Annotated in this window: 25 protein-coding genes; 17 read left to right on the top strand and 8 right to left on the bottom strand. The window is 26.2% G+C overall.

Annotated features, from left to right (window positions below; all coding sequences use genetic code 11):
* The first annotated feature begins 56 nt into the window (after positions 1–56).
* From CINS_RS03950 to CINS_RS03935, 4 genes are read left to right on the top strand one after another with little or no spacing between them, the layout of a single operon-like run.
* The gene (locus tag CINS_RS03950; protein WP_039650042.1) at positions 57–1,769 is read left to right on the top strand and encodes an acetolactate synthase III, valine-sensitive, catalytic subunit; all 1,713 of its coding nucleotides are present in this window, start codon (positions 57–59) and stop codon (positions 1,767–1,769) included.
* Positions 1,766–2,233 (top strand): acetolactate synthase small subunit, encoded by a 468-nt coding sequence (gene ilvN / locus CINS_RS03945; protein ID WP_039650040.1) that lies wholly within the window; start codon positions 1,766–1,768, stop codon positions 2,231–2,233. Before CINS_RS03950 ends, ilvN begins: the two co-directional genes overlap by 4 nt.
* On the top strand, positions 2,230–3,192 hold the full coding sequence (gene lpxD, locus CINS_RS03940) for a UDP-3-O-(3-hydroxymyristoyl)glucosamine N-acyltransferase (protein ID WP_039650038.1): 963 nt from the start codon (positions 2,230–2,232) through the stop codon (positions 3,190–3,192). Before ilvN ends, lpxD begins: the two co-directional genes overlap by 4 nt.
* A complete protein-coding gene (locus tag CINS_RS03935; RefSeq protein WP_052251963.1) occupies positions 3,185–3,421 on the top strand; it encodes a hypothetical protein in 237 nt (78 codons plus the stop codon). The genes lpxD and CINS_RS03935 overlap by 8 nt, the downstream gene beginning before the upstream one ends.
* Before the next feature lie 25 nt (positions 3,422–3,446).
* On the opposite strand, the gene CINS_RS03930 is transcribed toward CINS_RS03935, so the two are convergent.
* From CINS_RS03930 to ftnA, 3 genes are all read right to left on the bottom strand, one after another.
* A complete protein-coding gene (locus CINS_RS03930) occupies positions 3,447–3,989 on the bottom strand; it encodes a SoxW family protein (protein WP_039650035.1) in 543 nt (180 codons plus the stop codon).
* Positions 3,990–4,004: 15 nt separating this feature from the next.
* Positions 4,005–4,628 carry a S24 family peptidase gene (locus tag CINS_RS03925; protein WP_039650033.1) on the bottom strand — a complete coding sequence of 208 codons (624 nt, stop codon included), beginning with the start codon at positions 4,626–4,628 and terminating at the stop codon, positions 4,005–4,007.
* A gap of 92 nt (positions 4,629–4,720) precedes the next feature.
* A complete protein-coding gene (gene ftnA / locus CINS_RS03920; protein WP_039650030.1) occupies positions 4,721–5,215 on the bottom strand; it encodes a non-heme ferritin in 495 nt (164 codons plus the stop codon).
* A gap of 106 nt (positions 5,216–5,321) precedes the next feature.
* Between ftnA and CINS_RS07680 the strand changes: the two genes are divergently transcribed.
* Both CINS_RS07680 and CINS_RS03910 read left to right on the top strand, forming a co-directional pair.
* Entirely contained in the window at positions 5,322–7,388 is a 2,067-nt protein-coding gene (locus CINS_RS07680; protein WP_069107216.1) for a KAP family P-loop NTPase fold protein, read from the top strand.
* 73 nt (positions 7,389–7,461) lie between these two features.
* Complete coding sequence (locus CINS_RS03910) at positions 7,462–9,897, top strand: hypothetical protein (RefSeq protein WP_039650028.1); 2,436 nt, start codon at positions 7,462–7,464, stop codon at positions 9,895–9,897.
* Here the strand turns inward: CINS_RS03910 and CINS_RS03905 are convergent, their stop codons facing one another.
* Together CINS_RS03905 and CINS_RS03900 are read right to left on the bottom strand one after the other, a co-directional pair.
* Positions 9,898–11,115: a sensor histidine kinase gene (locus tag CINS_RS03905; protein WP_126437488.1), complete on the bottom strand. Its 1,218-nt coding sequence runs from the start codon at positions 11,113–11,115 to the stop codon at positions 9,898–9,900.
* A 50-nt stretch (positions 11,116–11,165) separates the two neighbouring features.
* Entirely contained in the window at positions 11,166–11,822 is a 657-nt protein-coding gene (locus CINS_RS03900) for a response regulator transcription factor (protein ID WP_039650024.1), read from the bottom strand.
* A gap of 90 nt (positions 11,823–11,912) precedes the next feature.
* Here CINS_RS03900 and CINS_RS03895 point away from each other — a divergent pair, with 90 nt between their 5' ends.
* Genes CINS_RS03895 through CINS_RS03870 form a run of 6 tightly spaced genes read left to right on the top strand, consistent with a single transcriptional unit; the run spans position 11,913 to position 17,982 of the window.
* A complete protein-coding gene (locus CINS_RS03895) occupies positions 11,913–12,893 on the top strand; it encodes a substrate-binding domain-containing protein (protein ID WP_039650023.1) in 981 nt (326 codons plus the stop codon).
* Between the two features lie 16 nt (positions 12,894–12,909).
* Positions 12,910–13,824 (top strand): phosphate ABC transporter permease subunit PstC, encoded by a 915-nt coding sequence (gene pstC / locus CINS_RS03890; protein ID WP_039650021.1) that lies wholly within the window; start codon positions 12,910–12,912, stop codon positions 13,822–13,824.
* Positions 13,821–14,909 carry a phosphate ABC transporter permease PstA gene (gene pstA / locus CINS_RS03885; protein WP_039650019.1) on the top strand — a complete coding sequence of 363 codons (1,089 nt, stop codon included), beginning with the start codon at positions 13,821–13,823 and terminating at the stop codon, positions 14,907–14,909. The genes pstC and pstA overlap by 4 nt, the downstream gene beginning before the upstream one ends.
* Positions 14,909–15,649, top strand: a complete 741-nt coding sequence (gene pstB, locus CINS_RS03880) for a phosphate ABC transporter ATP-binding protein PstB (RefSeq protein ID WP_084593997.1) — start codon at positions 14,909–14,911, stop codon at positions 15,647–15,649. Before pstA ends, pstB begins: the two co-directional genes overlap by 1 nt.
* A gap of 58 nt (positions 15,650–15,707) precedes the next feature.
* On the top strand, positions 15,708–16,919 hold the full coding sequence (locus tag CINS_RS03875) for a DUF2920 family protein (RefSeq protein ID WP_039650014.1): 1,212 nt from the start codon (positions 15,708–15,710) through the stop codon (positions 16,917–16,919).
* 22 nt (positions 16,920–16,941) lie between these two features.
* Positions 16,942–17,982 (top strand): hypothetical protein, encoded by a 1,041-nt coding sequence (locus tag CINS_RS03870; RefSeq protein WP_039650012.1) that lies wholly within the window; start codon positions 16,942–16,944, stop codon positions 17,980–17,982.
* Here CINS_RS03870 and CINS_RS03865 read toward each other — a convergent pair whose 3' ends face one another.
* The 3 genes from CINS_RS03865 to CINS_RS03855 form a co-directional block, all read right to left on the bottom strand.
* Positions 17,983–18,219 carry a hypothetical protein gene (locus tag CINS_RS03865; protein WP_039650011.1) on the bottom strand — a complete coding sequence of 79 codons (237 nt, stop codon included), beginning with the start codon at positions 18,217–18,219 and terminating at the stop codon, positions 17,983–17,985.
* Positions 18,220–18,802: 583 nt separating this feature from the next.
* On the bottom strand, positions 18,803–19,333 hold the full coding sequence (locus CINS_RS07890) for a hypothetical protein (protein ID WP_170161462.1): 531 nt from the start codon (positions 19,331–19,333) through the stop codon (positions 18,803–18,805).
* A complete protein-coding gene (locus tag CINS_RS03855) occupies positions 19,330–20,817 on the bottom strand; it encodes an amino acid adenylation domain-containing protein (protein ID WP_039650010.1) in 1,488 nt (495 codons plus the stop codon). The genes CINS_RS07890 and CINS_RS03855 overlap by 4 nt, the downstream gene beginning before the upstream one ends.
* A gap of 57 nt (positions 20,818–20,874) precedes the next feature.
* Between CINS_RS03855 and CINS_RS03850 the strand changes: the two genes are divergently transcribed.
* From CINS_RS03850 to CINS_RS03830, 5 genes are all read left to right on the top strand, one after another.
* A complete protein-coding gene (locus tag CINS_RS03850; protein WP_039650009.1) occupies positions 20,875–22,062 on the top strand; it encodes a DUF2920 family protein in 1,188 nt (395 codons plus the stop codon).
* A 9-nt stretch (positions 22,063–22,071) separates the two neighbouring features.
* Positions 22,072–23,292 (top strand): DUF2920 family protein, encoded by a 1,221-nt coding sequence (locus tag CINS_RS03845; RefSeq protein ID WP_039650008.1) that lies wholly within the window; start codon positions 22,072–22,074, stop codon positions 23,290–23,292.
* Between the two features lie 9 nt (positions 23,293–23,301).
* A complete protein-coding gene (locus tag CINS_RS03840; RefSeq protein ID WP_039650007.1) occupies positions 23,302–24,540 on the top strand; it encodes a DUF2920 family protein in 1,239 nt (412 codons plus the stop codon).
* A gap of 66 nt (positions 24,541–24,606) precedes the next feature.
* Positions 24,607–25,923, top strand: coding sequence for an MATE family efflux transporter (locus CINS_RS03835; RefSeq protein ID WP_039650006.1), 1,317 nt, complete (start codon positions 24,607–24,609; stop codon positions 25,921–25,923).
* Complete coding sequence (locus CINS_RS03830; RefSeq protein WP_039650004.1) at positions 25,899–26,558, top strand: M48 family metallopeptidase; 660 nt, start codon at positions 25,899–25,901, stop codon at positions 26,556–26,558. Before CINS_RS03835 ends, CINS_RS03830 begins: the two co-directional genes overlap by 25 nt.
* Positions 26,559–26,612: the final 54 nt, after the last annotated feature.

Genomic DNA, 26,612 nt, shown 5'->3' with positions numbered 1-26,612 from the left:
TTTCATATTTATTAAACTATAGTTATAATACTTCCCATTTTAATTAAAGGCAAAAAATGATAGAACTAAGTGGCTCGCAAATGATTTGCGAAGCACTAAAAGAGGAAAAAGTTAAAGTTGTTTTTGGCTATCCTGGTGGTGCTGCCTTAAACATTTATGATGAAATTTTTAAACAAAAATATTTTCGACATATCTTAGTAAGACATGAACAAGCTGCTTTGCATAGTGCTGATGCTTATGCTAGAATAAGTGGAGAGGTTGGTGTAGCTGTAGTAACTAGTGGTCCAGGTTTTACTAATACCGTAACAGGTTTAGCAACAGCCTATAGTGACTCAATTCCTCTTGTTTTGATTTCTGCTCAAGTTGCAAATTCTTTAATTGGAACAGATGCTTTTCAAGAAATTGACGCAATAGGTATTTCAAGACCTTGTGTAAAACATAATTATTTAGTGAAAAATATTGAAGAGTTGCCAAAAATTTTAAAAGAAGCTTTTTATATAGCAACAACTGGAAGAAAAGGTCCTGTGCATATTGATATTCCTAAAGATGTTACAGCTGATTTTGGTGTATGGGAATATCCAAAAGAAATTACTATGAAGACATATAAGCCAACTTATAAAGGTAATATTAAGCAAATTAAAAAATTAATCGAACTTCTTAAAAATTCGACTAAACCTTTATTTTATCTTGGTGGTGGTTGTATTGCATCAAATGCAAGTGAAGAAGTAAGATCATTAATTACTGTAACTCAAATTCCTGCCGTTGAAACACTTATGGCTTTAGGTACCTTAAAAAATGATGATAAATTAAATTTGAAAATGGCAGGTATGCACGGAAGTTATTGTGCTAATATAGCTTTAAGTGAATGTGATTTGTTAATAGCTGTTGGTGCAAGATTTGATGATAGAATTACAGGAAAAACAAGCGAATTTGCCAAACATGCAAAAATAGTTCATATTGATATAGATCCAAGTTCTATTTCTAAGATTATCGAAGCACATTTTCCTATAGTTGGAGATATAAAAAGTGTTATTGCTGATATTTTGAAAGAATTAAATAAAGAACATTTTGATTTTAAAAAGCATCAAGAATGGCTAAAAACTTTGGAAAATTATCAACAACTTTATCCTTTAACCTATGAAGATAGTGATGAATTTTTAAAACCTCAATGGGTTATACAAGAATGTGCAAAACTAGCACCTGATGCGAGAATTATCACTGACGTTGGACAACATCAAATGTGGGTAGCACAATTTTATCCTTTTAATTACCCAAGACAATTAGCAACTAGTGGAGGTCAAGGAACTATGGGATATTCTTTGCCTGCTGCTTTAGGGGCTAAATTGGCAGCTAAAAACGAAGAAATCGTGATAAATTTTGCCGGAGATGGATCTTTTTTGATGAATATTCAAGAATTGATGACTGCTAGCTCTCATAATATAAAAGTAATTAATATTATTTTGAATAATTCTTTTTTGGGCATGGTAAGACAATGGCAAAGTATGTTTTATAAAGAAAGATTTTCAAATACAGATTTAAGTGATCAACCAGATTTTATTAGTATAGCTAAGGGTTTTAAATGTGAAGCTTATGATGTATTTACAAAACAAGAATTTAAAGATGCTTTTGATAAAGCTTTAAAATCTCCTAAAACTTCTATTTTAAATGTGGCTATTGATAGATTTGAAGATGTATTACCTATGGTTCCAGCAGGTGGAGCTATTTATAATATGATTTTACCGAATTATAAAAACAAGGATAGAAAATGAAAAGAAGGGTAATTTCTGTTATTGTTTTAAATGAACATGGGGTTTTATCACGAGTTGTAGGCTTATTTTCTGGAAGAGGATACAATATAGAATCTCTCACAGTAGCACCTCTTGATAATAAGGAATTTTCTAGAATTAATATAGTGACTTTAGGAGATGAAAGAGTTTTTGAACAAATTATCAAGCAGCTTCATAAACTTATTCCAACTTATAGAGTAATAGATTCTAGTGATTTTATAGAAAAAGAAACAACTCTAGTTAAAATTCCTTTAAATGAAAATTTTGCAGGATTAGATGCGATTTTAAAAGCATATAATGGTAATGTTACTTATAGTGATAATGAAGGCATTATAGTTATGGCTAGCGATGATGCTTTGAAGATTGATAACTTTTTAAAAACAATAAAAAAATATAATCCTATTAGTATTGTAAGAAGTGGTTCTATTTTAATGGAGGTAAAATGAAAATTAGTGAAATAACAAAATTTTTAGGTATACAATATAATGGAAATGATATAGAAATAACAGCTTTAAATTCTTTAGATAATGCATCTTTTACAGAATTAAGTTATTGTGATGGAGAAAAAAATTCTAAAAAAATTTCAACTACAGGAGCTGGAGCTGTATTAATTTCAAAGGAATTTGAAAATTTAGTACCCGAAGATAGTATCAAGCTTGTAGTAGATAATCCTCATTTATCTTTTGCTTTATTGAGTAAATTATTTGCTAAGCCATTAAGTTTTCAAAATCAAGAAAAAAAAACAAAAATAGCAAAAAGTGCCAAGATTATGCCAAATGTATATATAGGAGATAATGTTGAAATAGGCGAAAATGTTGTTATTATGGCTGGAGCTTATATAGGAGACAATGTAAGTATAGGAGAATATACTATCATACATCCCAATGTTGTTATTTATAATGATACTAAGATAGGAAAAAAATGTCATTTGTTGGCAAATTGTGTCATAGGAAGCGATGGTTTTGGATATGCTCACACTAAAAATGGTGAACATTATAAAATTTATCATAATGGCAATGTAATTTTAGAAGATTTTGTAGAAATAGGAGCTTGCACAACTATTGATAGAGCAGTTTTTGAAAGTACAATTATAAAACAAGGGACTAAAATAGACAATTTGGTACAAGTAGGACATAATTGCGAAATAGGAGAAAATTGTATCATAGTTGCACAAAGTGGAATTTCTGGTTCAAGTATTTTAGGAAAAAATGTTACTATGGGGGGACAAAGTGCCACAAGTGGACATTTACAAATTGGAGATTTTGCTACCATTGCCGCAAGAGGTGGGGTAACTAAAAATTTGGAAGGCGCTAGGGTTTATGGAGGTTTTCCTATCATGCTTCAAAAAGATTGGTTAAAATTTCAAGCAAAAATTATTACAACATTTAAGGATAAGCATGAGTAAAAAAATTCTTAAAACAATTGAACTAAATGGTAGTAAAAGTGGAGAAATTAGCATATGTAATCTTTCTAGTCCTTACGGAGTAGGAAGTAATGATGTTTTAAGCATAGGAATTGCTTTAAAAAAAGAGAATGGGATGGATTGGAAAATTCATATTCCATATGAAAATTTAAAAGAATTAATCACAGCACTTCAAGAAATAGAAAAAATGAAATTTAATTCAAAAAATTAAATTTCATAAGATTTATATAGAATTATTATTCTTTTAAAAGAGTGGTGATTTTTTCTACAATCTCCAATTCATTCAAATTTTGCACTTCGTCTTTATTTAGAAAGTTCATTATAATATTTAGTTGTTTTGCACTAATAAAGCCAGGATAATTAAACATAGTCTTGGCTTTTTTATTTAAAATTACAATTGTTGGGGTTGCATTAATATTATATAAATTAGAAAGTTCTGTAGTACTTAGATCACTAGTATGATTTCTTTTAATAGTATGAATTTTTTTATAGCTAATATTGATGTAGTAAGAACTAAAATCATTTTTAATTTGATCTTGTAAATTTTGATCTTGTAAAATTTCTTTTTTTAATTTTTCACAGTATATACAATCATTAGCACCAAAAATAATTAAAATATTTTTATCATCATTTTGTATTTGAGTATTATCTTTAAATAAGTAGGCAACATCTTTATAAGATTGTACATCGACATTTGATTGCTTTATATCGTTCCCTTTATTATCAAAACATGCTATGAAACATAAATTAATAGCAGCCAATAAAAGTATTTTTATCATTTTTATTCCTTAAAATTACATTTTACTTATGGTACCTACAACTTTGCCTACGATTAAAAAATCACCATTTTGATAATGTACATCAGCATAGCTGAGATTAAAAGAGTGCAAATATACTCCCTTTGCACTTTTGAAAATTTGTTTGATAAATAAGCCATCTCTAGTATTTACTGCAAAAATTCCACCATCTTTGAAATTTTTATTTTTATCTATTAAACATAGAGAATCATCTTTTATTTCAGGTTCCATGCTATCGCCTATACACGGAATAATATCGCACTGATTAGAGCCAAAAAAATCACTAAGTTTGTTATCTATAATCACCTCAGAAAAACTAATATTATCATTTAAAGCTCCACCACCCATAGAAGCATTAACATCATAATACTTTAAAACTTTATATTCATTAATGGTATTTTCACTCAAAACATTTTCATAAAAGAATGTATTGATATTAATATTTTGTGTATGTAAAAATTGGAGTATTTGTTTATACGGAATAGAATTTCTAAATTTCATACTATAAAAAGTATCAGGATTTATATTTAATGCTTTAGCAACATCTATGTCTTTAGCATTAGGTAGTCCATTTTGCTGAAGAAGTATTTTTATTTTTTCTACAATTTCATTCATTTGCATATAAATTTCCTTTTTAAATGAAAAATTATAACAAATATGATTTTATTTTGCAAGATATCTTTTAAAATAAAAGATATCTATGATATTAAAAATTAATTTTTCATTAAGCTTTTAATGTATTGATCTGCCATATATAGACCATTACCATTGTCGCTTATTAATTTTATTTTATCCACAATGCCTCTAAAAAGAGCTTCTTCCTCGTGTTGTTCACTAACATACCATTGTAAGAAATTAAATGTTGAATAATCTTTACTAGAAAGCATGAAATCAACAAGATTATTTATAGAAGCAGTAATGCTTTGTTCATGTTGGAAAGTTTTTTCAAAAACATCTAATAAAGAATTATAATCACTACTAGGATTTTTAACTTCTTTTAATTCTACTTTAGAATCTGTCTCATTTAAGTATGTGATTAACTTTCTAGCGTGATCACTTTCTTCTTTAGCGTGTTCAAATAAAAACGCTCCAGCACCATCAAAACTATGTTCATAGCACCAAGAACTCATACTTAAGTATAAATTTGCTGCATACATTTCTTTGTTGATTTGCTCGTTTAATAAAGCTACTACTTCTTTTGAAAGCATTTTTTCTCCTTTTTTAATAATGATTTTATAATGATATATTTTAAAGTTTAAAATATACTAAATTTATATTTTATATATAATTACACTAAAAAATAAAGAGTAAAAAATGCAAACAAATACTTTTAAAGTTGATAAAGCTATAACAAGCAAAAATGAAGATTTATTTAACAGAAAAGAAAATGCTGCTACACTAGCGAAAATTATAAAAAGTTATCAAGATGAGGATAGTATTTCTATAGGTATTATAGGGGATTGGGGTAGCGGGAAAACTTCATTTATAAATATGGTTTTAGAAGATTTTAAAGATGATGAAAAATTCATTATAATAAATTTCAATCCTTGGAATATTTCCACTAGAAAACAACTCATTAGTGATTTTTTTACAATGCTTTCTAAAGAAATTTGTAAAGTCCCATTTCCTGAATTTAAATGTAGAAATTTAAAAAAAATATATTCTCATTTTAAATTTAAATTTTTTTCTGAAGTATCCCAAAATTTAGAAGACTTAGCATTATTGTTTAAAATGTCATCTTATGTGATCGCAGATCCGGTTACTTCATTGGCAATATCTAAAACTTCAAATGCTATCAGTGATTTTAATAAATTATTAAATGCAGAGAAAAAAGGTTTAGATGAAATTAAAAATAAAATCAACACTGCTTTATCAAATATAGATACAAAAATCATTATAGTCATAGATGATCTTGATAGATTAGCCGATACAGATATACGAGAAATTTTTCAACTTGTTAGATCTATAGCAGATTTTAAAAATACTATGTATATTCTTGCTTATGATAATGAAATAGTCGCTAAAGCTTTAGACAAAATCCAAAAAGATAAAGGTGAAAGATATATAGAAAAAATAGTGCAAGTTCCTATAGTGCTACCTAAATTAAATAAAGCTAATTTAATAGCGATTTTTATGCAAAAAATTGAACAATTTGGCTTTGTTTATGAAAAAATCGATAAAAATGAATTTATAGAGAACTTAAATACAAATAATTTTGCAGGTGCTTTTGAAAATATAAGAGATATTAATAGATACTTGAATGTTTTAAAATTTGAAATGAGCGCTATAAAACAAGAGTTATATTTATATGATTTTGCTGTGATTACTTTGTTTAAAGTTTTTGAACCAAAATTTTATGAGTTTATTTATAATCATTTTGAGATTTTTGCTGGAACTGCTTTAGCTAGTTATGAGATTGATGAAGAAGAGCAAAAATCCATATATACTAAAATGATTGACGAGCAAATAGAAAATTTAAATAAACTAAATAAAGAAGTGATCAAAAAATTGTTGATTTCTATTTTTCCTAAAATATATGATTTATATAATAGATATTTTTCTGATTTAAAAGATAGAAGAAAATATAAGCATAAATACAGGATAGCTTCTTTAGAATATTTTCAAGATTATTTTGTGTTAAATTTTGCAGAAAATGTTATCAGAAAAGAAACTATAGATAAAATTATAAAGGCAAATTCACACCAAGAGTATGATGATATTTTTAATGAGTATGATTTAAAAGAACTTGAAATATTTAAACAATTAGCTTTTAAAATGAGTGTTTACGCTAATGATTTTAAAAGCAGTGAATTTATTTATTATCTTTGGGGTATTTTTGATGAAATTTATGGAGAAAAAGATTTTTATTGCTTTAACAAATGCAGAGCTTATTTGGAAATATTTTCCAATCTAAAAGAAAAGGAAAGTGTAGTTAGCGATAAATTGCTTGATGATACCTACTCACTAGATGTAAGAATGTTATTTATATATAGTTGCAATTATTCTATGAGAGAAAAAGGGTGTTTTTATGAGAAAGAATTAAAAATACTATTAGACAAATTACTTCAAGAAGATAGTGAAAAAGTAAAAGAGAAAATAAAAGCACATATTTATGCTCTTATAACAAATAATTTTCATTACCTAGAAAACACTTTTAAAATTTTTGCACAAAATTCAAAAATATTTTTCTTGGTTTTAGAAATTTTTATAGAAAAAGATGAAAATAATCAAAAACACATTAATCAAAATTTATTAAATCATATTAAACCTTATAAATTAAAAACTATGGTTGAAGAAACTTTTAAAAATCCTACTGATGAACAAAAAGAACTTATAGAATTTTATAAAAATGACTTACAAAAAAAATCTTCGTGGTATTAATCCAAGAGGATATGTTGAAAAATAATTTTATTTTGCTTAAAATTGTAAGTTTATTTATTATCAAAGGTTGAAAATGCAAAAATGGTTAAAAATAGATGAAGAAACTTTAAAAAACAAAGTGCGTGAGGCGTATTTTTCAAAATTTTCTATAGTTGGTTCTAAGATAGATTTTATCATCACACAAAAGCACAAAGACTTAGGTGAGATTAATTTATTTTGGGCTGAAGCTAAGCAAGGCATAAGTGATGTTAAAAAATCATTCATTCAACTTATTTTAACCATAGGAAAACATAAATTTCACACCGAGCAAACACCTGCTTTAATAGGTGCATTTGATGCTGAAAAAATCGCATTTTTACCTTTTTCTAAAATTCAAGAAGTTTTTTATAAAAACGACATAGACTGGAGTGTAACGCCAAGTGATCACACAAGCGAGCAGTTTTTAAAGCTTTTGAAAGAATTAGATGAAATTTTAAATGAAGCTTTGATTTTTTACTATGAAAAAAATGACAAAGAATTAACAAATTTCATAAAAGAAAATTTAACAAACGAAAATATAAGCAAATTTAAAATCGACAAAAACAACTTTGTAAGTATATATCACAAATGGAATAAAAGCGTAAAAGAAAGCATAAGTATAGACTGGGATTTAGCAAAGAAAAATGGTATTATCGATGCGGATTTTTACCTAGCTGATTTACTTTCAAACGAAAATCAAACCATAGTAGAAAAGCTTTTTGCTATCTTGAAAAAAGATCATTATGAATTTAATGCCAAAAAGACAGATCTAGGCTCTATCGCTACGGAAAAAACGGGCTTTAAAGATGATCAAAAAGCACATAAAGAATTTTGGGCTATTTATGAGCGTCCGCCTTTGGAGGAATTTTGGGATTATATGATAGAGCGTAGGGATTTGCTTGTAGATCAAGACATTAGAGAAAGAAAGGGAGCGTTTTTTACTCCAAGAATTTGGGTAGATAAGGCTTGTGAGTATTTATCAAAGGCTTTAGGCAAAGACTATGAAAGTGAATACTATACATGGGACCTTGCTGGTGGGACAGGAAATTTGTTAGCAAATTTCACAAATGCAAAAAATGTTTTTTGCTCTACCATAGATAAAGCAGATGTTGATGTGATACATGAGCGTATAAAAAATGGTGCAAATTTATATGAAAAACATATTTTTCAATTTGACTTTTTAAATGATGATTTTTTTGATAAAGTAGATGATAAAGGCAATATAATCCAAAAATCAAAACTACCTTCAAATTTACAAGAAATTTTAAAAGATGAAAATAAACGCAAAAAACTCATCATCTTTATAAACCCACCTTATGCAGAAGCTGGGACTGCTGCTGCTATGTCTGGAACTGGAAAACACAAAAAAGGTGTTAGTCTTGATAATTATGTTTATGAAAAATATAAAGATATTTTAAGCAATGCTAGAAATGAACTTTTTGCTCAATTTTTTATTAGAATATATTGTGAGATCGATGGAGCTATACTAGCTTGTTTTTCTAAATTAAAGTATATAAATTCTGCAAATTTTATAAAATTTAGAGAAACTTTTAAATCTAAATTTTTAAAAGGCTTCATAGCGCCTTCTTATACTTTTGATAATGTAAAAGGAAATTTTCCCATAGGTTTTTTAATATGGGATACTAGTCAAAAAGATGAGCTTAAAAAGGTAAAGCTTGATATTTTTAATGAAAATGGAAATTTTTTAGGTAAGAAAAATTTTTATAATGATGAAAAAGAAAGCATAAATAAATGGCTTAGAAAATTTAATATTGAAGATAATGAAATAGGTGTATTAATGGCTGATGCACCAGATTTTCAAACCCAAAATTTAGTAGCATTGCTAAATAAAAAAACAAATAGACATGGTATTTTTCAAAATATAAATCAAAACAACCTTATTGACACCGCAGTTTATTTTTCTGTGCGACATGTTATAAAAGCTAATTGGTTAAATGATAGAGATCAGTTTTTATACCCAAACAAAGCATATCAAAACGATAAAGAATTTCAAAGTGATTGTTTAGCTTTTATGCTTTTTCACGGACAAAATCGCATAAGTGCAAAAGAAGGTGTAAATCACTTCATACCTTTTAGTGAGAAAGAATTAGGCATTACTCAAGAAGCATTTAAGAGTGATTTTATGTATAAATTTATAAATGGCAAGATAAAAAATGATGATGTTTTGTTTGATGATGAATTAGGTAAGGTGGAATTTTCTAATGAAGCAAAAGAACTTTTAAAAGCAGGTAAAGAATTTTTTAAGTATTATCACACGCATAAAGAAAAGGCAGGATATTTAGTCAATGCTTCTTTGTATGATATAAAAGAATTTTTTCAAGGTAGAGATGAAAAAGGCAAGATGAATATACCTAGCAAAACAAAAGATGAACATTATAAAATTTTACTTAGTGATTTGAATTTAGCTTTGGGTGTTTTGGCTAAAAAAATCGAGCCAAAAATTTATGAATACGGATTTTTGAGAGAATGATTAATTAATACTAAAAGAAAAAATACTTCCTTTGTATGGAGTAGATTGAATTTTTAAAGCACTATTATGCAAAGAAAGTATTTTTTTAACTAAAAATAATCCTAAACCAAAGGAATTACTTTGACTTGGATTGATTTTATAGAATTTTTTGGTGATTAATTTTAAATGCTTTTCTTCTATGCCTATACCTTCATCTTTTATAATAAATTCGCAATTTTTAATTTGTATATATATGTCTTTAGAACTATATTTTAAAGCATTGTTAATCAAATTAATGATTACATGTTCGATTAAAAAAATATCTGCAAAAACTTCACTTTTTTCGCCATCTATATGAATTCGTGTTTCATTAAATGAATTAACAATTTCCTGACTTAATTTAAAAAGATCAAATTTTTCTTTATTTATAGAATTTAAATTAAAGGCAAAATTTAGTTTATGAGTTAATTGATTGATTTTAAAACTTTGTTTTTGAATTTTATCAATTAAATAAGTTTGAGTAGGGCTATTTTGATTATTTTTAAGTGATTCTAAACTTAAATTAATCACACTTAAAGGATTTTTTAACTCATGAGAAATTACGCTGATTAAATTAGAAAGTTGTTCGTTTTTTGTCTTAATCTTTTTAGCTTGTTTTTTATTTTGAGAATTTTGCTTATGGATATGGTTTTTAATTTTGAGTAAAAAAGTATTGATTAAATTTAAATCTTTAAAAAAAATTTTTTTAAAAATAAAAGTTGATTCTAAATTTATATTTTTAATGAAATTGAGTAATTCTTGAAAATATTCTTTAAAAGTTTTATAAATAAATATAAAAGTAAAACTTAAAACAAGTAAAAATATAACAAATATAAAAGCATTTTGTATCCAAAATTCTGTTTTTACATCTTTGGGGTAGACTATGATAATATATCGAAAATCTTCATAAGTGTAAGATTGATAATAAATTATTTTTTTATTAAAATGTGTGTTGCTTAATTGCGTATTAAATTTATCTATGAAAAAAGAATAATCTTTTAATGATGAAATAATCTTATTTTCTTTTTTAATGATAAAATCTGCTCTTGTTTGTAATGCGAAGTCTAAAATATTATCTTGATTAATTTCTTTAAGTAGGCCAAAATTTAGTGTATCATGCAAGGTTTTTAATTTTTGTTCGTAGGTGCTTTTTGTGATATTATCAATGTACTCTTCGTTTATAATAAAAAATAAAATCATAAAGAAAATACAAAGAAAGCTAAACAAAAGCAAAAAGAAAGTTTTAATTTTTAGCAAAATTTATATCCTACAGATCTTACTGCTATAATTTTTTCTTTTATTTGAGGTATTTTTTGTTTTAATCTTACTATGGCAGTATTGATAGTCTTATCGCTAGTATTGTCGTTTTTCCATACTTGTTCGCTTAAAAATTGTCTATTTAAAAGTTGATTTTTATGAATAAAAAAGCATTTTAAAAGCTCAACATCTAATGTGCTTAAATTTATATTTTCATTTTTATAAGAAAGTATTCTCTCTTCAAAATATAAAATAAAATCACCACAAATTATTTCTTCTTTTTGAAGTTTATTTCTTTTAGTAACAGCTTTAATTCTAAATAGTAATTCGTTAAAATCAAAAGGTTTACAAATATAATCATCACATCCTTGCTCAAAACCATCTAAAATATCTTTTTGTAAAGTTTTAGCACTGAGAAAAATAACATTTTCATCATAACCTTTTTTTCTCATTTTTTTAATCATTTCAATACTATCTCCACTTGGAAGATTTCTATCCATAATGATTAAATCAATATCATTCTTATCTAAAAAGTTTTCCAAATTTAAAAAATCAAAAAAACTAAAGACGTTAATATTTTCTTGCTTTAATCTAAAACATAAAAGCTCATTTAAATCTTTATCATCTTCTATCAGAACTAAATTTAACATTCAAAAATTATATCAAAAAATATTTGTATCCAAAATGTTTCCATTTTATTTTAAATTTTCATTACTTTTTTAATATTAAGGAGAAAATCTATGAAAAAAGTTTTAGCTTTAAGTTTGATGGCTTTTATGAGTTTAAGTGCAGCAGACCTTAAAATAGCTGGTTCATCTACAGTGTATCCTTTCACTTCTTTTGTTGCAGAAGAATATGCTTTGATAAAAAATGTAAAAACTCCTATAGTGGAAAGTTTAGGAACTGGAGGTGGTTTTAAAGTTTTTTGCGAAGGTATAACTAGCATATCTAATGCTTCAAGAGCTATAAAACCTAGTGAATTTGAAGTTTGTCAAAATTCAGGAGTTAAAGATATTCTTGGAGTAATGATAGGTTATGATGGTATTGTTTTAGCTCAAAATAAAATCAATGCTCCTTTAAATATTACAACTGAGGAATTGTTTTTAGCATTAGCCAAAGAAATACCACAAAATGGAAAATTAGTTCCAAATCCTTATAAAAACTGGAACGAAATCAATCCAAAATTACCTAATAGAAAAATTACTATTTACGGACCTCCTTCTAGTTCTGGTACAAGAGATACTATAGAAGAATTAATTATGATACATAGTGCTAAAAAGTTTTCAGAATATGAAGATAAATATAAAGCAATACGTCAAGATGGAATGTATATACCAAGTGGAGAAAATGATAATTTAATTGTTTCAAAATTAAATGTAGACAAAGAAGCTTTTGGGCTTTTTGGTTATGGATTTTTAGTTAGTAATGAAGATAAGATTAATGCTGTGAGTATAGATAATATTCAAGCAAATAATGAAAATATTTCCAATGGATCTTATAAATTATCAAGATCTTTGTTTATTTATGTTAACGCTAAAAATCAAGATGCACTTGAATTTGCAAAAATTTATATTAGCGATGATTTGGCTAAATCAGGAGCAGAATTAGAAAAAATAGGTCTCGTTCCTTTAAATGATGATATGTTAAAACAAATGCAAAAACATGTTGATGAAAAAGAATTATTAAATTCTGAGCTTGTAAAAGCTGGAAAAGTTTTTTAGTATATAGGGATAGAAATTGGCAAAAGAAAAAATAGTTAAATTTATACTCTTTCTTTGTGCTTTTGTTAGCGTAGTGGTAAGCTTTGCCATTATGCTAACTATTTTAGTTGAAGCTTTGAAATTTTTTCAAAAAGAAAGCGTTTTTACTTTTTTATTTTCTAGTCAGTGGGCTGCTGATACAGCTTTTGTTGGAGCTGATGGAGTAAGAAAAGAAGGAATTTTTGGTGCTTTGTCTTTATTTTGGGGAACTTTTTATATATCTTTAATTGCTATGATAACTGCTTTGCCTCTTGGAATTATGTGCGCAGTTTATTTAGGCGTTTTTGCAGGTAAAAAATCTAAAAATTATTTAAAACCAATTCTAGAAATTATAGCTGGAATTCCAACCGTGGTTTTTGGATTTTTTGCAGCGATAGTTGTGGCTCCTTTTATAGTGTGGTTTTTCTCTCTTTTTGGTATTAATGCTAGTTTTCAAAGTGCTCTTGGGGCAGGATTTATTATGGGGATAATGATAGTTCCTATTATAGCTTCTTTATCTCAAGATTGTATTGAAGCTGTTAGTCAAAAAAGAATAAATGGCGCTTATGCTTTAGGTATGACAAAAAAAGAAGTAGTTTTTGCAGTAATTTTACCAGAGGCTTTGCCTGGTATGGTAGCTGCTTGTCTTTTAGGGCTTTCAAGAGCACTTGGTGAAACTATGATAGTGGTTATGGCTGCTAGCTTAAGACCGAATTTGAGTATGAATTTTTTAGAAGATATGACAACAGTTACTGTTAAAATAGTAGAAGCTTTAAGCGGAGATCAAGCTTTTGATAGTTCTTTAGCATTAAGTGCATTTTCTTTAGGATTTGTATTGTTTATTATTACTTTAATTATTAATATTTTTAGCGTTTATTTAATCAATCGCTTTCATAAAAGGAAAAATTTATGAAAAAATTGTTTAGACAGAGAAAAAAAGCCTCAAAATCTTTTAAAAGATTTTGCAAAATGGGTCTTTATATAAATCTTGTTTTTCTTGGTATTTTTTTATCAAGTATTTTTTATTTAGGGCTTGGAGCTTTTAAGCAAACTTATATTTATACATATGCAGAGAGAAATTCTCCAGTTTATGAATTATTATCTCGAGTAGAACAAAGAAAAATTCGATCTTCTCAAGTAAGCGGAGAGGCTTGGTTTTTAGCAAATGCTGAAGTAGATCAATATATGAAAAAAAATTATAATAAACTTGATGATGCGCAAATACAACTTATAAATGAGTTGATGCAAAAAGAACAAATACAATTAAAATTTAATGCAAATTTTTTTCTAAATGGAGATTCAAAATCACCTGAAAATTCAGGTATTTTATCTTCTGTTGTGGGAACTTTACTTGTGATGGTTGTTTGTATGGTTGTAAGTATTCCAATTGGGGTTGGTGCGGCAATTTATTTAGAAGAATTTGCTCCACAGAATTTATTTACTCATTTTATAGAAGTTTGTATAAATAATCTTGCGAGTATTCCTAGTATCTTATTTGGACTTTTGGGACTTGGTGTGTTTATAAATTTATTTGGTATGCCTAGATCCTCAGCTATCGCAGGAGGTCTTACACTAGCTATAATGAGTTTGCCAATTATTATAGTTTCTACAAAAGCTGCATTAAAAAGTGTAGATGTTAATATGAAAAATGCAGCTTATGCTTTAGGTATGAGTAAATTTCAAATGATTAAAGGTATAATGCTTCCTTTGGCAATGCCTATGATACTCACAGGTTCTATTTTAACTTTAGCACAAGCTATAGGAGAAACAGCACCTTTAATGATAATAGGTATGATAGCTTTTATTCCTGATGTAGCTAGTAGTATCTTTTCACCAACTAGTGTTTTACCAGCTCAAATTTTCACATGGTCTGCTATGCCAGAACGAGCATTTTTAGAAAGAACTGCTGCTGGAATTTTAATTTTATTAGGACTTTTAGTTATATTAAATTTAAGTGCTGTATTACTTAGAAAATATTTTCAAGGAAAAAATTCATGATTATTGCAAAAACTGTTGATTTAAATTTATTCTATGGAAAAAAACAAGCTTTATTTGATATCAATATGCAAATACAAAAAAATAAAATAACAGCTTTAATAGGTGCTTCAGGTTGTGGAAAATCAACATTTCTACGCTGTTTTAATCGTATGAATGACAAAATCGCTACAATCGATGGGCTTGTAGAAGTAAATAAAAAAGATGTAAAAAATCAAGATGTTGTTGTTCTTAGAAAAAATGTTGGTATGGTTTTTCAGCAACCTAATGTTTTTGTAAAAAGTATATATGAAAATATAGCTTATGCTCCAAGACTTCATGGAATGATACAAGATAAAGCTCAAGAAGAACAATTGGTTTTAAGTTGTTTAGAAAAAGTTGGTTTATTAGAAGAAGTTAAAGATAAGCTTCGTCAAAGTGCTTTAGCGCTTTCTGGTGGTCAACAACAAAGACTTTGTATAGCAAGAGCTTTGGCAATTAAACCTAAGCTTTTACTTTTAGATGAGCCAACTTCAGCTCTTGATCCTATATCATCTAGTGTGATCGAAGAGCTAATTAAAGAACTTAGTCATGATTTATCTATGATTATGGTGACTCATAATATGCAACAAGGTAAAAGAGTGGCTGATTATACTGCATTTTTTCATTTAGGTAAATTGGTTGAATTTAATGAAAGTAATGAATTTTTTAACAATCCAAAAGAAGAAAAAACAAAAGCTTATTTAAGTGGTGCTTTTGGATAAGTAATTTTTATTTTTGTAATTTTTAGGTATAGTTTTACTAAATCTTAAAAGGATGCGTATGCTTATAAATAAAACTTATTTCATAGATTCTTGTGATGATGTAGAACTTAATATAAAAAGAGAAAGTAAACTTGAATATAGAATAACTTATGATGATGAAAAAGAGATGAAAGCTGTGGTATTTGTAATAGGTGGATATGGTGCAAATGCTAATATGACTTTTGTTGATTTTAATCGACAATTTGTAGCTAAAAAATACAATGTTGCTGCAGTAAGTGTTTTGTATCATTGTTTTTGTCAAAGAAAAAGTGATGTGGAAAGATATAGTGCATTACTAGCGTTTATTGAAGAGGATTTGCCAAATTTAAAATTAGTTTTAGAAAATTTTAATCTTCAAACTAGTAAATTAGATACATCTACGGCCTTTATCCATTATGAATTTTTGAACAAGACTATTAGCAATCTAAAAGAAAATAATCTTTTGTCTCAAGATTATCGAGCACATTTTAGTGCAACCTTTATTCCACCAAATAACGAATATCAAAACTATGGCATAATGGCAGCAATTGATCATATCAATGCTTTAAAAGATATTTTAAATAAATATCCTCAATTTAAAACTCTACCTAAAATTTACGGAGGTGGATCTTATGGAGGTTATTTAGCTTTAATGTGTGCAAAGATAGCTCCTTGGTATGTTGATGGAGTTATAGAAAATTCAGCTGCAATCTTGCCACCATTTGAGTATTTTTTAGGAAAGGAATTTCAAAAAGAAGATAGCGTAGTTTATGGTTCTAATATAATGATGCATTGTCAAGTTAAAACTCATTGGACTAGAAAAAACCCAAACTCTCCTTATTATTTTGCAGATGAAAATTATCTAATAAGAGCTTTATTAAATCAAACTCATTTAATATTACAAACTCAAAAAAGTAAAGATATAGTTTATATAAGTTATCATGGCTCAAAAGATACACTCACCCCAACTAACTACAAGATTCAAATAGTACAAATACTTAAAGCATTGGGCTATGAAATAAATTTTCATTTAATAGAAGAAAAAGATATAGATGGTAAATACATTAAAGATTTAGAACATGGATGTGGAATTCCTGATAAAGCATTATTCAATAAAGAATTACCAAACATGTTAGAAAAATTAAAAGGTAAAGAATTTAATATAAGAGAAGATAGTATTTCTTATCCTTGCAAGGATAAAGTTTTTACTTTTAAGGATAAAGATGATAAATTTTGTCTTTCAATTATATAAAAATTATTACAGAGGGTGAAATATGACAGCTTATTTACATATAGGAACTACAAATACGGGCAACCAAGAAAAACAAGGTTTTTTAATGCAAAATGAAGACAAGCTTTTAGAACAAGGTTATATATATCCAAAAAGCTTAAGAATGGCAAATAGACATTGGGTGTTAGTTGATATAGTTTTAGAATTAGTTAAAAAAGAAAATTTAAGTTCTAATGTCTTAGATGATTTAGATGATGAGCGTTTGATTAAAGCTGTTGAAAATTTTAGAGTGGAAGCAAAATTACATCAAGATAAAAAGTTTATTTTTTCTGCTGAAGGTATAGTTTGGGACTTTTCTACTAAAAAACATATAGAAATTTTGAAAAAAGTGATGGATAATCTAGGATTTACAAAAATTTACGAGATAGTTTATTTTAGATCGACACTAGATTATTTAAATTCTCATTGCTCTCAAGATATTAAAAATAATATGGGGTTTTATTCGGCTGATTTTAAACCAGATGAACATCCTAGAAAATATATTTTTGACTACAAATGGATTTGTCAAAGTCATAGTGAAATTTTTGGTGAAGAAAATTTAATAGTTAGATTACTTAGGGAAGAATATGTTGGTGGAACTTTACTAAAAGATTTTGTATATCACTTAGGTTTAGAATGGGATGATGATTTTGTATTAAAACAAAATAAAAACGAAAGCTTTAATCTTTTAGGTATGGAACTTCAATCAAGACTTATTAAAAAAGATCTGCAAGGTCAAAATATTAATTCCTTACTTTATATTGCTAGAAAAACTTTTGAAGGCACAAGCGATAATAGATTAAAATTTAAAGTTGCAAAAGATATTGCAAAGTCTTATGTTGATTACTATGAAAGTTCTAACGAATGGATTAGATCTAAATATTTTCCGCATAGAAAAACTCTGTTTGAACCTGTAAATTGGAATGAATATAAAGAAAATCCAACCTTAACTCAAATAAATGAGAAAGATTGGGATCAAGTAGCTGAATTTATAGCTCAAATTATAATATCTAAAAATAAGATTATAAATTCTTTAAAAAAATAATTAATTATATGCTTTTAGGAGCATATTCTTAATATTTTCGAAATTTTCGAAATTTTCAGGATTGATGAATTCGGCTTTAAGTGGTGCCCCGCAAAATTTTTCTATCTCTGCTACTAAAGCCATGATATCTATACTATCAATTATATCTTCGCTTACTAAATTTTGAGTGTTTTCATCTACATCTGCTCTTTCTATATTCAAGAAAAATTGTTGAACGTCTTTTAAATTTATTTGCATACCAACTCCTTTAAATTGTTATTATATCAAAAATTTAATTGATTTACTCTGTCTTGATCGCTATCTCCTTTGAAAATGGCGTAGTTTTTATTTTTACTTTTTAATGGCGAAATAAATATCAATATTTTCTTTAATAAAAAGTTCGTAATATACAGGTATTATCTCTTTTTTAGTTTTTAAATTAGTCCCATATTAATAAAAAAATGCTTATTGGGTATGTAGCAAATCAAGCTTACAAATTTACAATTTTTTTATTTAATAAACTTTGAAATTCATAATACAAATAGCATGCATTTTGATTTATTATGTTTGATAGTTCTAGTAAAAATACTGCTTTTATTCTTCATTTTTAAATACCCCAAAAGCCTCATATTTATATATAGGATGCCTCAATTATCGATTTATAAAATAACTTAAGCTTTCTTAGGAAAAAATATAAATTTAAGTTTGCTTTTTTTAAGTTCACCGATGGTAAGTTTTTTATATTTATAGAATTATTTTTTTGTATTTATTTATATTATTACTAAAATTAGCAAGTTCAAAATTTTTCTTTTTATCATTTTTTATATAAAAATTATATAGTTTATCTATTTTTGTTATATCCAAATAAAGATACAATTTTTTGTGAGAATTCTGATATTCCAGTAGATGAAGTATGTTTTATATTTAAAACATCTACTAAATGTTTGTAAAGTTTTAAACCTAAAGATGGATATTGTTTTTTGGCACTCCACAAGGAAGTCCAAACATTAATATCTTTAAAATTTATATCATATTGACTTTGCAATATAAAACCTAAAATTCCATCAAATTCTTTAGTATTTGTATTATAAGCTACTAAAAAATTATATCTTTGATGATTTGTATCAAAATGCTGAAAATCCAATACAGTTTTTGATTTTACAAAAATATGATCTTGCTTCCATTGAGTTTTTATATAATTTTTTAAAAGTTCATATTCATTATCTTTATAAAATCTTATTTCATGATTCATCCTAAATTTATCTTCTAGAAAATCTAGTTGTTTTTTAAAATTTTCCAAAGATAAATATCTAAAATATGGTAATTTGTTTGAAGAATTTCTAACATAATGATACATTATTATTATTTTCATTTGCTAAGTTTTTGTAAAACCTTTCTATCTATTTTTCCATTTTGATTGAGTTGAAAATTATCAACTATAATGAATTTCTTAGGAATCATATAAGATGGTAATTTCTCTTTTAAAAAGAATTTAAAATCTATTTCTTGATTACTCTCGTAAAAGCAGATTATTTCATCATTAAATATACAAGCATTGTTTTTTACCTCATTATGAGAATTGATAATAGCTTCTATTTCTCCAAGTTCTATGCGATGACCCATGTATTTTATTTGACTATCTATTCTGCCATAGCATATAAGCTCACCAAATTCATTATAAGCTACTATATCTCCACTTTTGTATAATAAATCTAAATAATTATTATGCAATGGATTTTGTATAAAAGCTTGTTTTGTTTTTTCTTTATCGTTGTAATAACCTAAAGAAAGACAAGTTCCTCTTATGTAAAGTTCCCCTTTGATATTTATTTGATTTTCTTTAATCAAATTTAAGTTCTCATCAAAAACTAAAAGCTCTGTGTTTTTACAAGCTTTACCTATAGGTAAAAGCTCTTCATCTTTAAATTGTCTATTTATTATATAATAAGAACATACGTCAGTAATTTCAGTAGGTCCATATAAATTTGCAAAAAGTGCTTGTGGTAAATAAGTCCGCCATATGTTTAATTGTTTATTTGGCATAAGTTCGCCACAAAATAAAATTTTGTTTAATTTTAAATTTGTATCATGTAGAGCATTTGTATTTGCAAAATATATTAAAACCGAAGGAACCCAAAAAATAGTGCTAACTTTTTCTTGCTCTAAATAAGCTAATATTTTTTTAGGAAAAGCAAATAAATGATTTGGAAGTAAATGTAGTGTCGCTCCTGTTTTAATAGTGCTGAAAATATCTAATACACTATTATCAAAATACAACGGTGCTTGATTTGCTATAATTTCTTTATCATCAATATTAAAAGTTTCACAAATCCAAAAAGCATAGTCAACAACACTTTTGTGAGATATAGAAACACCTTTAGGCACTCCTGTGCTTCCACTTGTAAATAATACATAAAGCAAATTTGTATCTATGTGTTTATTTTTAATATTTTCTAATTCTTTGGTATTTATTTTATCATCGTCAAATTCATCTATAAATAATGTTTCTAGCTCTAAATCACAATTTAAATCTTTTGAAGTGATTAAAAGTTTAGGTTTTAAAACTGAAATTATTTTTTCAATTCTTTCTAGTGGAGTCTTTTCATCTATTATAGTATAAAAATTTCCACTTCTTACAACAGAAAAAAATGATATTAAAGCATTAATTCCTTTTGGAAGTATTATTAAAATAGGATTTTTATATATATTTTTTTCTATTATGGCACTAGCTAGTTTTTTTGTAATTTGGTCAAATTCTTTGTAAGTTATATGATTGCCATTAAATTCAACAAATAATTTTTTATCTGGATATTTACTAACACTTTTTTCTAAAAAGTCACATACATTAGTAATCATTTTTTAGCCTTTGAGAATATTTATGATATTATAAGATAAATTTTCTAGGAAAATATAATGCTTATAAATAAAACTTATTTCATAGATTCTTGTGATGATGTAGAACTTAATATAAAAAGAGAAAGTAAACTTGAATATAGAATAACTTATGATGATGAAAAAGAGATGAAAGCTGTGGTATTTGTAATAGGTGGTTTTGGAGTAAATTCTAATATATCTTTTTTAGATTTTGATAGAAAATTTTTATGTAAAAAATTTGATGTGATAGTTGTGAATGTTTTTTATCATTGTTTTTGTGCTAGAGAAAGTATAAATGAAAAATATAATCCCTCGATGATACCAAATCAAGAAGATTTATCTAATATACAAAGGATATTGAATGCTTTAAGTATCAATATAAAAGCTAATGAAAATAATTTTTTAGATTTAATAAGCTATATAAATGAAAATGTTAAGGTTTTAAAAGATAAAGGCTTAATCGATATTGATCAAAAAGCTATTTTATCTTGTGGTATTATTCCACCAAATAATGAATATCAAAACTATGGCATAATGGCAGCAATTGATCATATTAATGCTTTAAAAGATATTTTAAATAAATATCCTCAATTTAAAACTCTACCTAAAATTTACGGGGGGGGGTCTTATGGAGGTTATTTAGCTTTAATGTGTGCAAAGATAGCTCCTTGGTATGTTGATGGAGTTATAGATAATTCAGGTGTGGTTTTACCTCATTTACCACATATTATCGGTAGAGATATGAACGCGGGTGAATTTATTTTTAAAAATGTAAATTATGAATTGATTTGTTATGTTAAAAGATATTGGACTAGTAATGAAAATTCTTTATATTTTTTTGGTAAGGAAAATTATTTAATCCGAGCTATTTTAAATTCTAAACATTTATACGAACAAAGTAAAATGAATAATAAAACTATAATTGTTAGTTATCATAGTTGTGAAGATCAAGGTGCTCCTGTGCAAAATAAAATAGATTTAATTGATGCTTGTAAGCACTTAGGATTTAATACCACTTTACACTTGATAAAAGATGAAAAAGATATAGATGGCAGATTTATTAAAAGTTTAGAGCATGGCCTTAGAATGAGTGATAAAGCATTATTCAATAAAGAATTGCCAAACATGTTAGAAAAATTAAAAGGTAAAGAATTTAGTATAAGAGAAGATAGTATTTCTTATCCTTGTAAAGATAAAGATGATAAATTTGTTTTAGAATTAAATTAAAGGAAAATAGTGTTAATCAATAAAACTTATTTCATAGATTCTTGTGATGATGTAGAACTTAATATAAAAAGAGAAAGTAAACTTGAATATAGAATAACTTATGATGATGAAAAAGAGATGAAAGCTGTGGTATTTGTAATAGGTGGATATGGTGCAAATGCTAATATACATTTTTTAGATAGTTATAGAAAATTTATAGCTAAGAAATTTGATGTCGTGACTATTAATGTATTTTATCATTGTTTTTGTCAAAGAAAAAGTGATGTAGAAAGATATAGTGCTGAGATGACATTTTTGCTAGATGATATTAGAAAATTTGAAAAAGCTTTTAAGGATTTTGAAATAGATTTTGAGATTTTAGACAATACTATAAATATAGAAAAATATTATCAAATACTTGATAAAAAATTGACCCTACTTAAAGATAACAAATTATTAGAAACAAATTATAAAATTGATTTATCTTGCACTTTTGTCCCACCAAATAACGAATATCAAAATTTTGGCATAATGGCAGCAATTGATCATATTAATGCTTTAAAAGATATTTTAAATAAATATCCTCAATTTAACACTCTACCTAAAATTTACGGGGGGGGGTCTTATGGAGGTTATTTAGCTTTAATGTGTGCAAAGATAGCTCCTTGGTATGTTGATGGAGTTATAGATAATTCAGGTGCTGCTTTACCGCCGTTAAAATATATAATTGGTAGAGATTTAAATGAAGGGGATGCTATACTAAATCACGATGAGTTAAATAGCAGAGTTTATTGCTATGTGGAAACCTATTGGCAAAGAAAAAACCCAAACTCTCCTTATTATTTTGCAGATGAAAATTATCTAATAAGAGCTTTATTAAATCAAACTCATTTAATATTACAAGCTCAAAAAAATAAAGATATAGTTTATATAAGTTATCATTCTAAAAAAGATCCCGCTACGCCAGCTGATTACAAAATTTCTATGGTAGAAATACTAAAAGCATTAAATTATGAAGTAGATTTTCATTTAATAGAAGAAAAAGACATAGATGGTAAATACATTAAAGATTTAGAACATGGATGTGGAATCTCTGATAAAGCATTATTCAATAAAGAATTGCCAAATATGTTAGAAAAATTAAAAGGTAAAGAATTTAATATAAGAGAAAATAGCATTTCTTATCCTTGTAAAGATAAAGTTTTTACTTTTAAAGATAAAGATGATAAATTTGTTTTAGAATTAAATTAAAGGAAAATAGTGTTAATCAATAAAACTTATTTCATAGATTCTTGTGATGATGTAGAACTTAATATAAAAAGAGAAAGTAAACTTGAATTTAGATTAACTTATGATGATGAAAAAGAAATAAAAGCTATAATTTGTCTTGTAAATGGTTTAGGCGATGATATTAACGATGATTTATATCTTAGCGAGTTTTGTTCTAAAAATTTTGATGTTGCAGTTTTAAATGTAAATTATCATTGTATAGGAAATCGTTTAAAAACTGGGGCAGAATTTTATATAGATGAGATAGATAAATTAATTTTAAAAACAAGTTTAGAAGCTATAGGATTTAATCTTCCTATAGATATTCAAAATATCAATACATATGATGAATTTTATGATGTTGCGGATATTGTTAATAAGCTGATAGAAAAACTAAAAAAAGAACAATATTTTGATGAACATTATAGGATGTGTTTAAGTCTGGGATTTAAACCTGCAAAAAACGAATATCAAAATTTTGGAATCATGCAAGCAACAGATATATTAAATGCTCTTTTATATATTAATAAAAATCCACCTTTTAAGATTATGGGGGGGGGTATGAAGAATATTTTAATTGGAGCTTCTCATGGAGGTTATTTAGCAAATTTATGTGCAAAAATAGCTCCTTGGAATATTGATTGTATTATTGATAATTCTTCACAATCAACTCTTAATGAATTGTGGCGTTTAATAGGTTTTGGTAAAGAAATTGACTATACTACATACCATTGTGTTGGAACCACTCAAATATTTAAAAATATCAGTCTAGCTGTTAATGATAAAACTCATTGGACTTCCAATAAACAATCTCCGAGATATTTTTCACCAGCAAGAAAACTTATAAGAGAAATTTTAAATAAGGAACACTTAAAAACTCAAAGTTTATATCCTAAACCAAAATATATTTCTTATCATTCTAACTTTGATCAGTTTGTACCTTTACAAGATAAAGAGCAAATGTATAATTATTTAAAAGAATTAGGATTTGATATAGAATTTACTAAAATTATGAATCAAAATGAAGTTGATGGAAAATTTATTAAAAATCTAGAACATGGTATGGGTATTCCCATGAAATTACTCATTAAAAAGCATTTACCAGATATCTTAAAAGAAAAAGTTAAAGATAAAACTTGTAAAAAAGAAATTTCTTATAAAAGTGATGATTTAATTTATACTTTTAAAGAAAAAGATGACAAAATACTTTTAGAGGTCAATGAAATATAATTTTAACTTAAAGAAAGTATTTTTATTTTAAAATTGTCATCTTATTTTTTCTAAAAAAGAGTAATTATGGCCTCAAAGCAACTTTCACTCAAGCATCTTAGCATGCCTATATTGCTTGAAATGTTTTTAAGATATTTTTCTTTGATTATTAACACTATAATGGTTTCTCAATATTCTAATTTTTTGGTTGGAGCTATGGGTGCTGGTAATCAAGTAGCAGATTTGTTTATTATAATTTTTAGTTTTTTAAGTGTAGGTTGTAGTGTTGTTATAGCTCAAGCTTTAGGAGCTAAAAATTATGTTTTAGCTTTAAAAACAATTCATCAAAGCTTATTTTTAAATACTTTAGTGGGTTTAATATGTGGCATTTTAATTTTATGGCATGGTGAACTTTTACTAGATCTTTTGCAAATTCCTCATGAGCTACTAAAAGATAGTCAAATTTATTTGCAAATGCTGGCAATTTGTTTGTTTTTTGATGCCATTGGTATAGTATTAGCTGCAATTATACGAGTTTATAATATGGCTTATTGGGTTATGTTTGTAACTTTATTTATGAATATAGTAATTTTTTTAGGAAATTATTATGTTTTGCATTTTACCAAACTGGAGCTTTTTGGAATAGGGCTTGTTAATATATTTGGTCGTGTTGTTGCCTTTGTGATGTTAATTTGTATATTTTCATTTAAACTCAAAATTCATTTAAAGTTTAGAGAAATGATAAAACTAGAAAAAGTAGTTTTGAAAAAAATTTTTAGCATAGGGGGATTTGCAGCTGGAGAGCATTTAGTTTGGTTTATACAATACACTATAGCATTTGCTTTTGTAGCAAGTTTAGGTAAAGAAAATTTAAGTGTTCAAACAATTTATTTTCAAATATCTTTGTTAATTATGTTAGTAGGACAAGCAATTAGCGTGGCTAATGAAATTATTATAGGTAAATTAGTGGGTGCTAGATATTTAAATATCGCATATAAGCATACTTGGATAGCATTATATTTTAGCGTTATAGCAAGTGCTTTGGTGGCTTTATTAAATTTTATTTTACAAGATTTTACCATGTCAGTAGTTAAATTAGAAGACACTCTAAAAGAACTTATGGCACCGCTTTTTACACTTTCTATATTTTTGGAAATTTCTAGAACTTTTAATATAGTTATGGTAAATTCCTTAAGAGCTACTGGAGATGCTAGGTTTCCTTTTTTAAGTGGAATAGTATTTATGCTTGGAGTTTCTTTACCTGTTGGTTATGTATTGTGTTTTTATGCTGGATTTGGAATTTTAGGTGTGTGGATAGGATTTTGTGCGGATGAATTTTTAAGAGGAATTGTAAATTCGTATAGATGGAAAAGTAAAAAATGGCAAAGCAAAATTTTAGTATAAAAGGCTTGTTAAAATTTAAAGAATTCAATATTCAATTTGAAAAGAAAAAAGTCAAGTATTTAAGATTAAAAATTGATAAAAAATTAAATCTTAAGCTCACAGTACCTTTGCATTATGAAAATATCGATGTATTTAGTTTTTTGAAAAAAAATGAATCTTGGATTAGAATTAAATACAAAGCAATTTCGTCTCAAAACATAATTTTAAATCCTAATGAAATATATTTTTTAGGTCAAAAATATATGGTAATTTATAATGAAAAAAATCTTAAAACTTGTATCAAAAATTCAAAAATTTTTACAAAAGATACTAAAACTCTTGAGGATTTTAAGAAAAAAAGTGCAAAAATAATTTTTGAATTTTTAATTAATAAGTGGCAATTTGCTTTTGAGAAAAAAGTGCAAAAAATCAGCATAAAAAATATGATTTCAAGATGGGGATCTTGTAATCACAAAAAAGCCTATATTAATTTAAATTTAAAACTTATGCAAAAACCCATAAAGACTATAGAATATGTGATATTGCATGAACTTACTCATTTAATTTATCCTCACCATCAAAAAGAATTTTATAGTTTTTTGTATAATCTAATGCCTGATTATAAAGAAAGAGAAGTTTTTCTCAAGCATTTTTAGTAATAAAAATTGAAGAAATATTTTTATTATTTTAAAGTTTGTATTGTGTATTTT

Origin of the sequence: Campylobacter insulaenigrae NCTC 12927 (assembly GCF_000816185.1) — a bacterium.
Classification (GTDB): Bacteria; Campylobacterota; Campylobacteria; order Campylobacterales; family Campylobacteraceae; genus Campylobacter_D; species Campylobacter_D insulaenigrae.
This window is presented reverse-complemented; position numbering and strand designations above follow the sequence as displayed.

Bases quoted from the DNA above. Each gene is read 5' to 3' on its own strand.
- ilvN (WP_039650040.1), top strand. From the start codon at position 1,766: ATGAAAAGAAGGGTAATTTCTGTTATTGTTTTAAATGAACATGGGGTT.
- CINS_RS03895 (WP_039650023.1), top strand. From the start codon at position 11,913: ATGAAAAAAGTTTTAGCTTTAAGTTTGATGGCTTTTATGAGTTTAAGT.
- CINS_RS03930 (WP_039650035.1), bottom strand. From the start codon at position 3,989: ATGATAAAAATACTTTTATTGGCTGCTATTAATTTATGTTTCATAGCA.
- CINS_RS03950 (WP_039650042.1), top strand. From the start codon at position 57: ATGATAGAACTAAGTGGCTCGCAAATGATTTGCGAAGCACTAAAAGAG.
- CINS_RS03850 (WP_039650009.1), top strand. From the start codon at position 20,875: ATGCTTATAAATAAAACTTATTTCATAGATTCTTGTGATGATGTAGAA.
- ftnA (WP_039650030.1), bottom strand. From the start codon at position 5,215: ATGCTTTCAAAAGAAGTAGTAGCTTTATTAAACGAGCAAATCAACAAA.
- CINS_RS03925 (WP_039650033.1), bottom strand. From the start codon at position 4,628: ATGCAAATGAATGAAATTGTAGAAAAAATAAAAATACTTCTTCAGCAA.
- CINS_RS03830 (WP_039650004.1), top strand. From the start codon at position 25,899: ATGGCAAAGCAAAATTTTAGTATAAAAGGCTTGTTAAAATTTAAAGAA.
- CINS_RS03910 (WP_039650028.1), top strand. From the start codon at position 7,462: ATGCAAAAATGGTTAAAAATAGATGAAGAAACTTTAAAAAACAAAGTG.
- lpxD (WP_039650038.1), top strand. From the start codon at position 2,230: ATGAAAATTAGTGAAATAACAAAATTTTTAGGTATACAATATAATGGA.
- CINS_RS03835 (WP_039650006.1), top strand. From the start codon at position 24,607: ATGGCCTCAAAGCAACTTTCACTCAAGCATCTTAGCATGCCTATATTG.
- CINS_RS07680 (WP_069107216.1), top strand. From the start codon at position 5,322: ATGCAAACAAATACTTTTAAAGTTGATAAAGCTATAACAAGCAAAAAT.
- pstA (WP_039650019.1), top strand. From the start codon at position 13,821: ATGAAAAAATTGTTTAGACAGAGAAAAAAAGCCTCAAAATCTTTTAAA.
- CINS_RS03870 (WP_039650012.1), top strand. From the start codon at position 16,942: ATGACAGCTTATTTACATATAGGAACTACAAATACGGGCAACCAAGAA.
- CINS_RS03865 (WP_039650011.1), bottom strand. From the start codon at position 18,219: ATGCAAATAAATTTAAAAGACGTTCAACAATTTTTCTTGAATATAGAA.
- CINS_RS03905 (WP_126437488.1), bottom strand. From the start codon at position 11,115: ATGATTTTATTTTTTATTATAAACGAAGAGTACATTGATAATATCACA.
- CINS_RS03900 (WP_039650024.1), bottom strand. From the start codon at position 11,822: ATGTTAAATTTAGTTCTGATAGAAGATGATAAAGATTTAAATGAGCTT.
- CINS_RS07890 (WP_170161462.1), bottom strand. From the start codon at position 19,333: ATGAAAATAATAATAATGTATCATTATGTTAGAAATTCTTCAAACAAA.
- CINS_RS03855 (WP_039650010.1), bottom strand. From the start codon at position 20,817: ATGATTACTAATGTATGTGACTTTTTAGAAAAAAGTGTTAGTAAATAT.
- CINS_RS03935 (WP_052251963.1), top strand. From the start codon at position 3,185: ATGAGTAAAAAAATTCTTAAAACAATTGAACTAAATGGTAGTAAAAGT.
- CINS_RS03875 (WP_039650014.1), top strand. From the start codon at position 15,708: ATGCTTATAAATAAAACTTATTTCATAGATTCTTGTGATGATGTAGAA.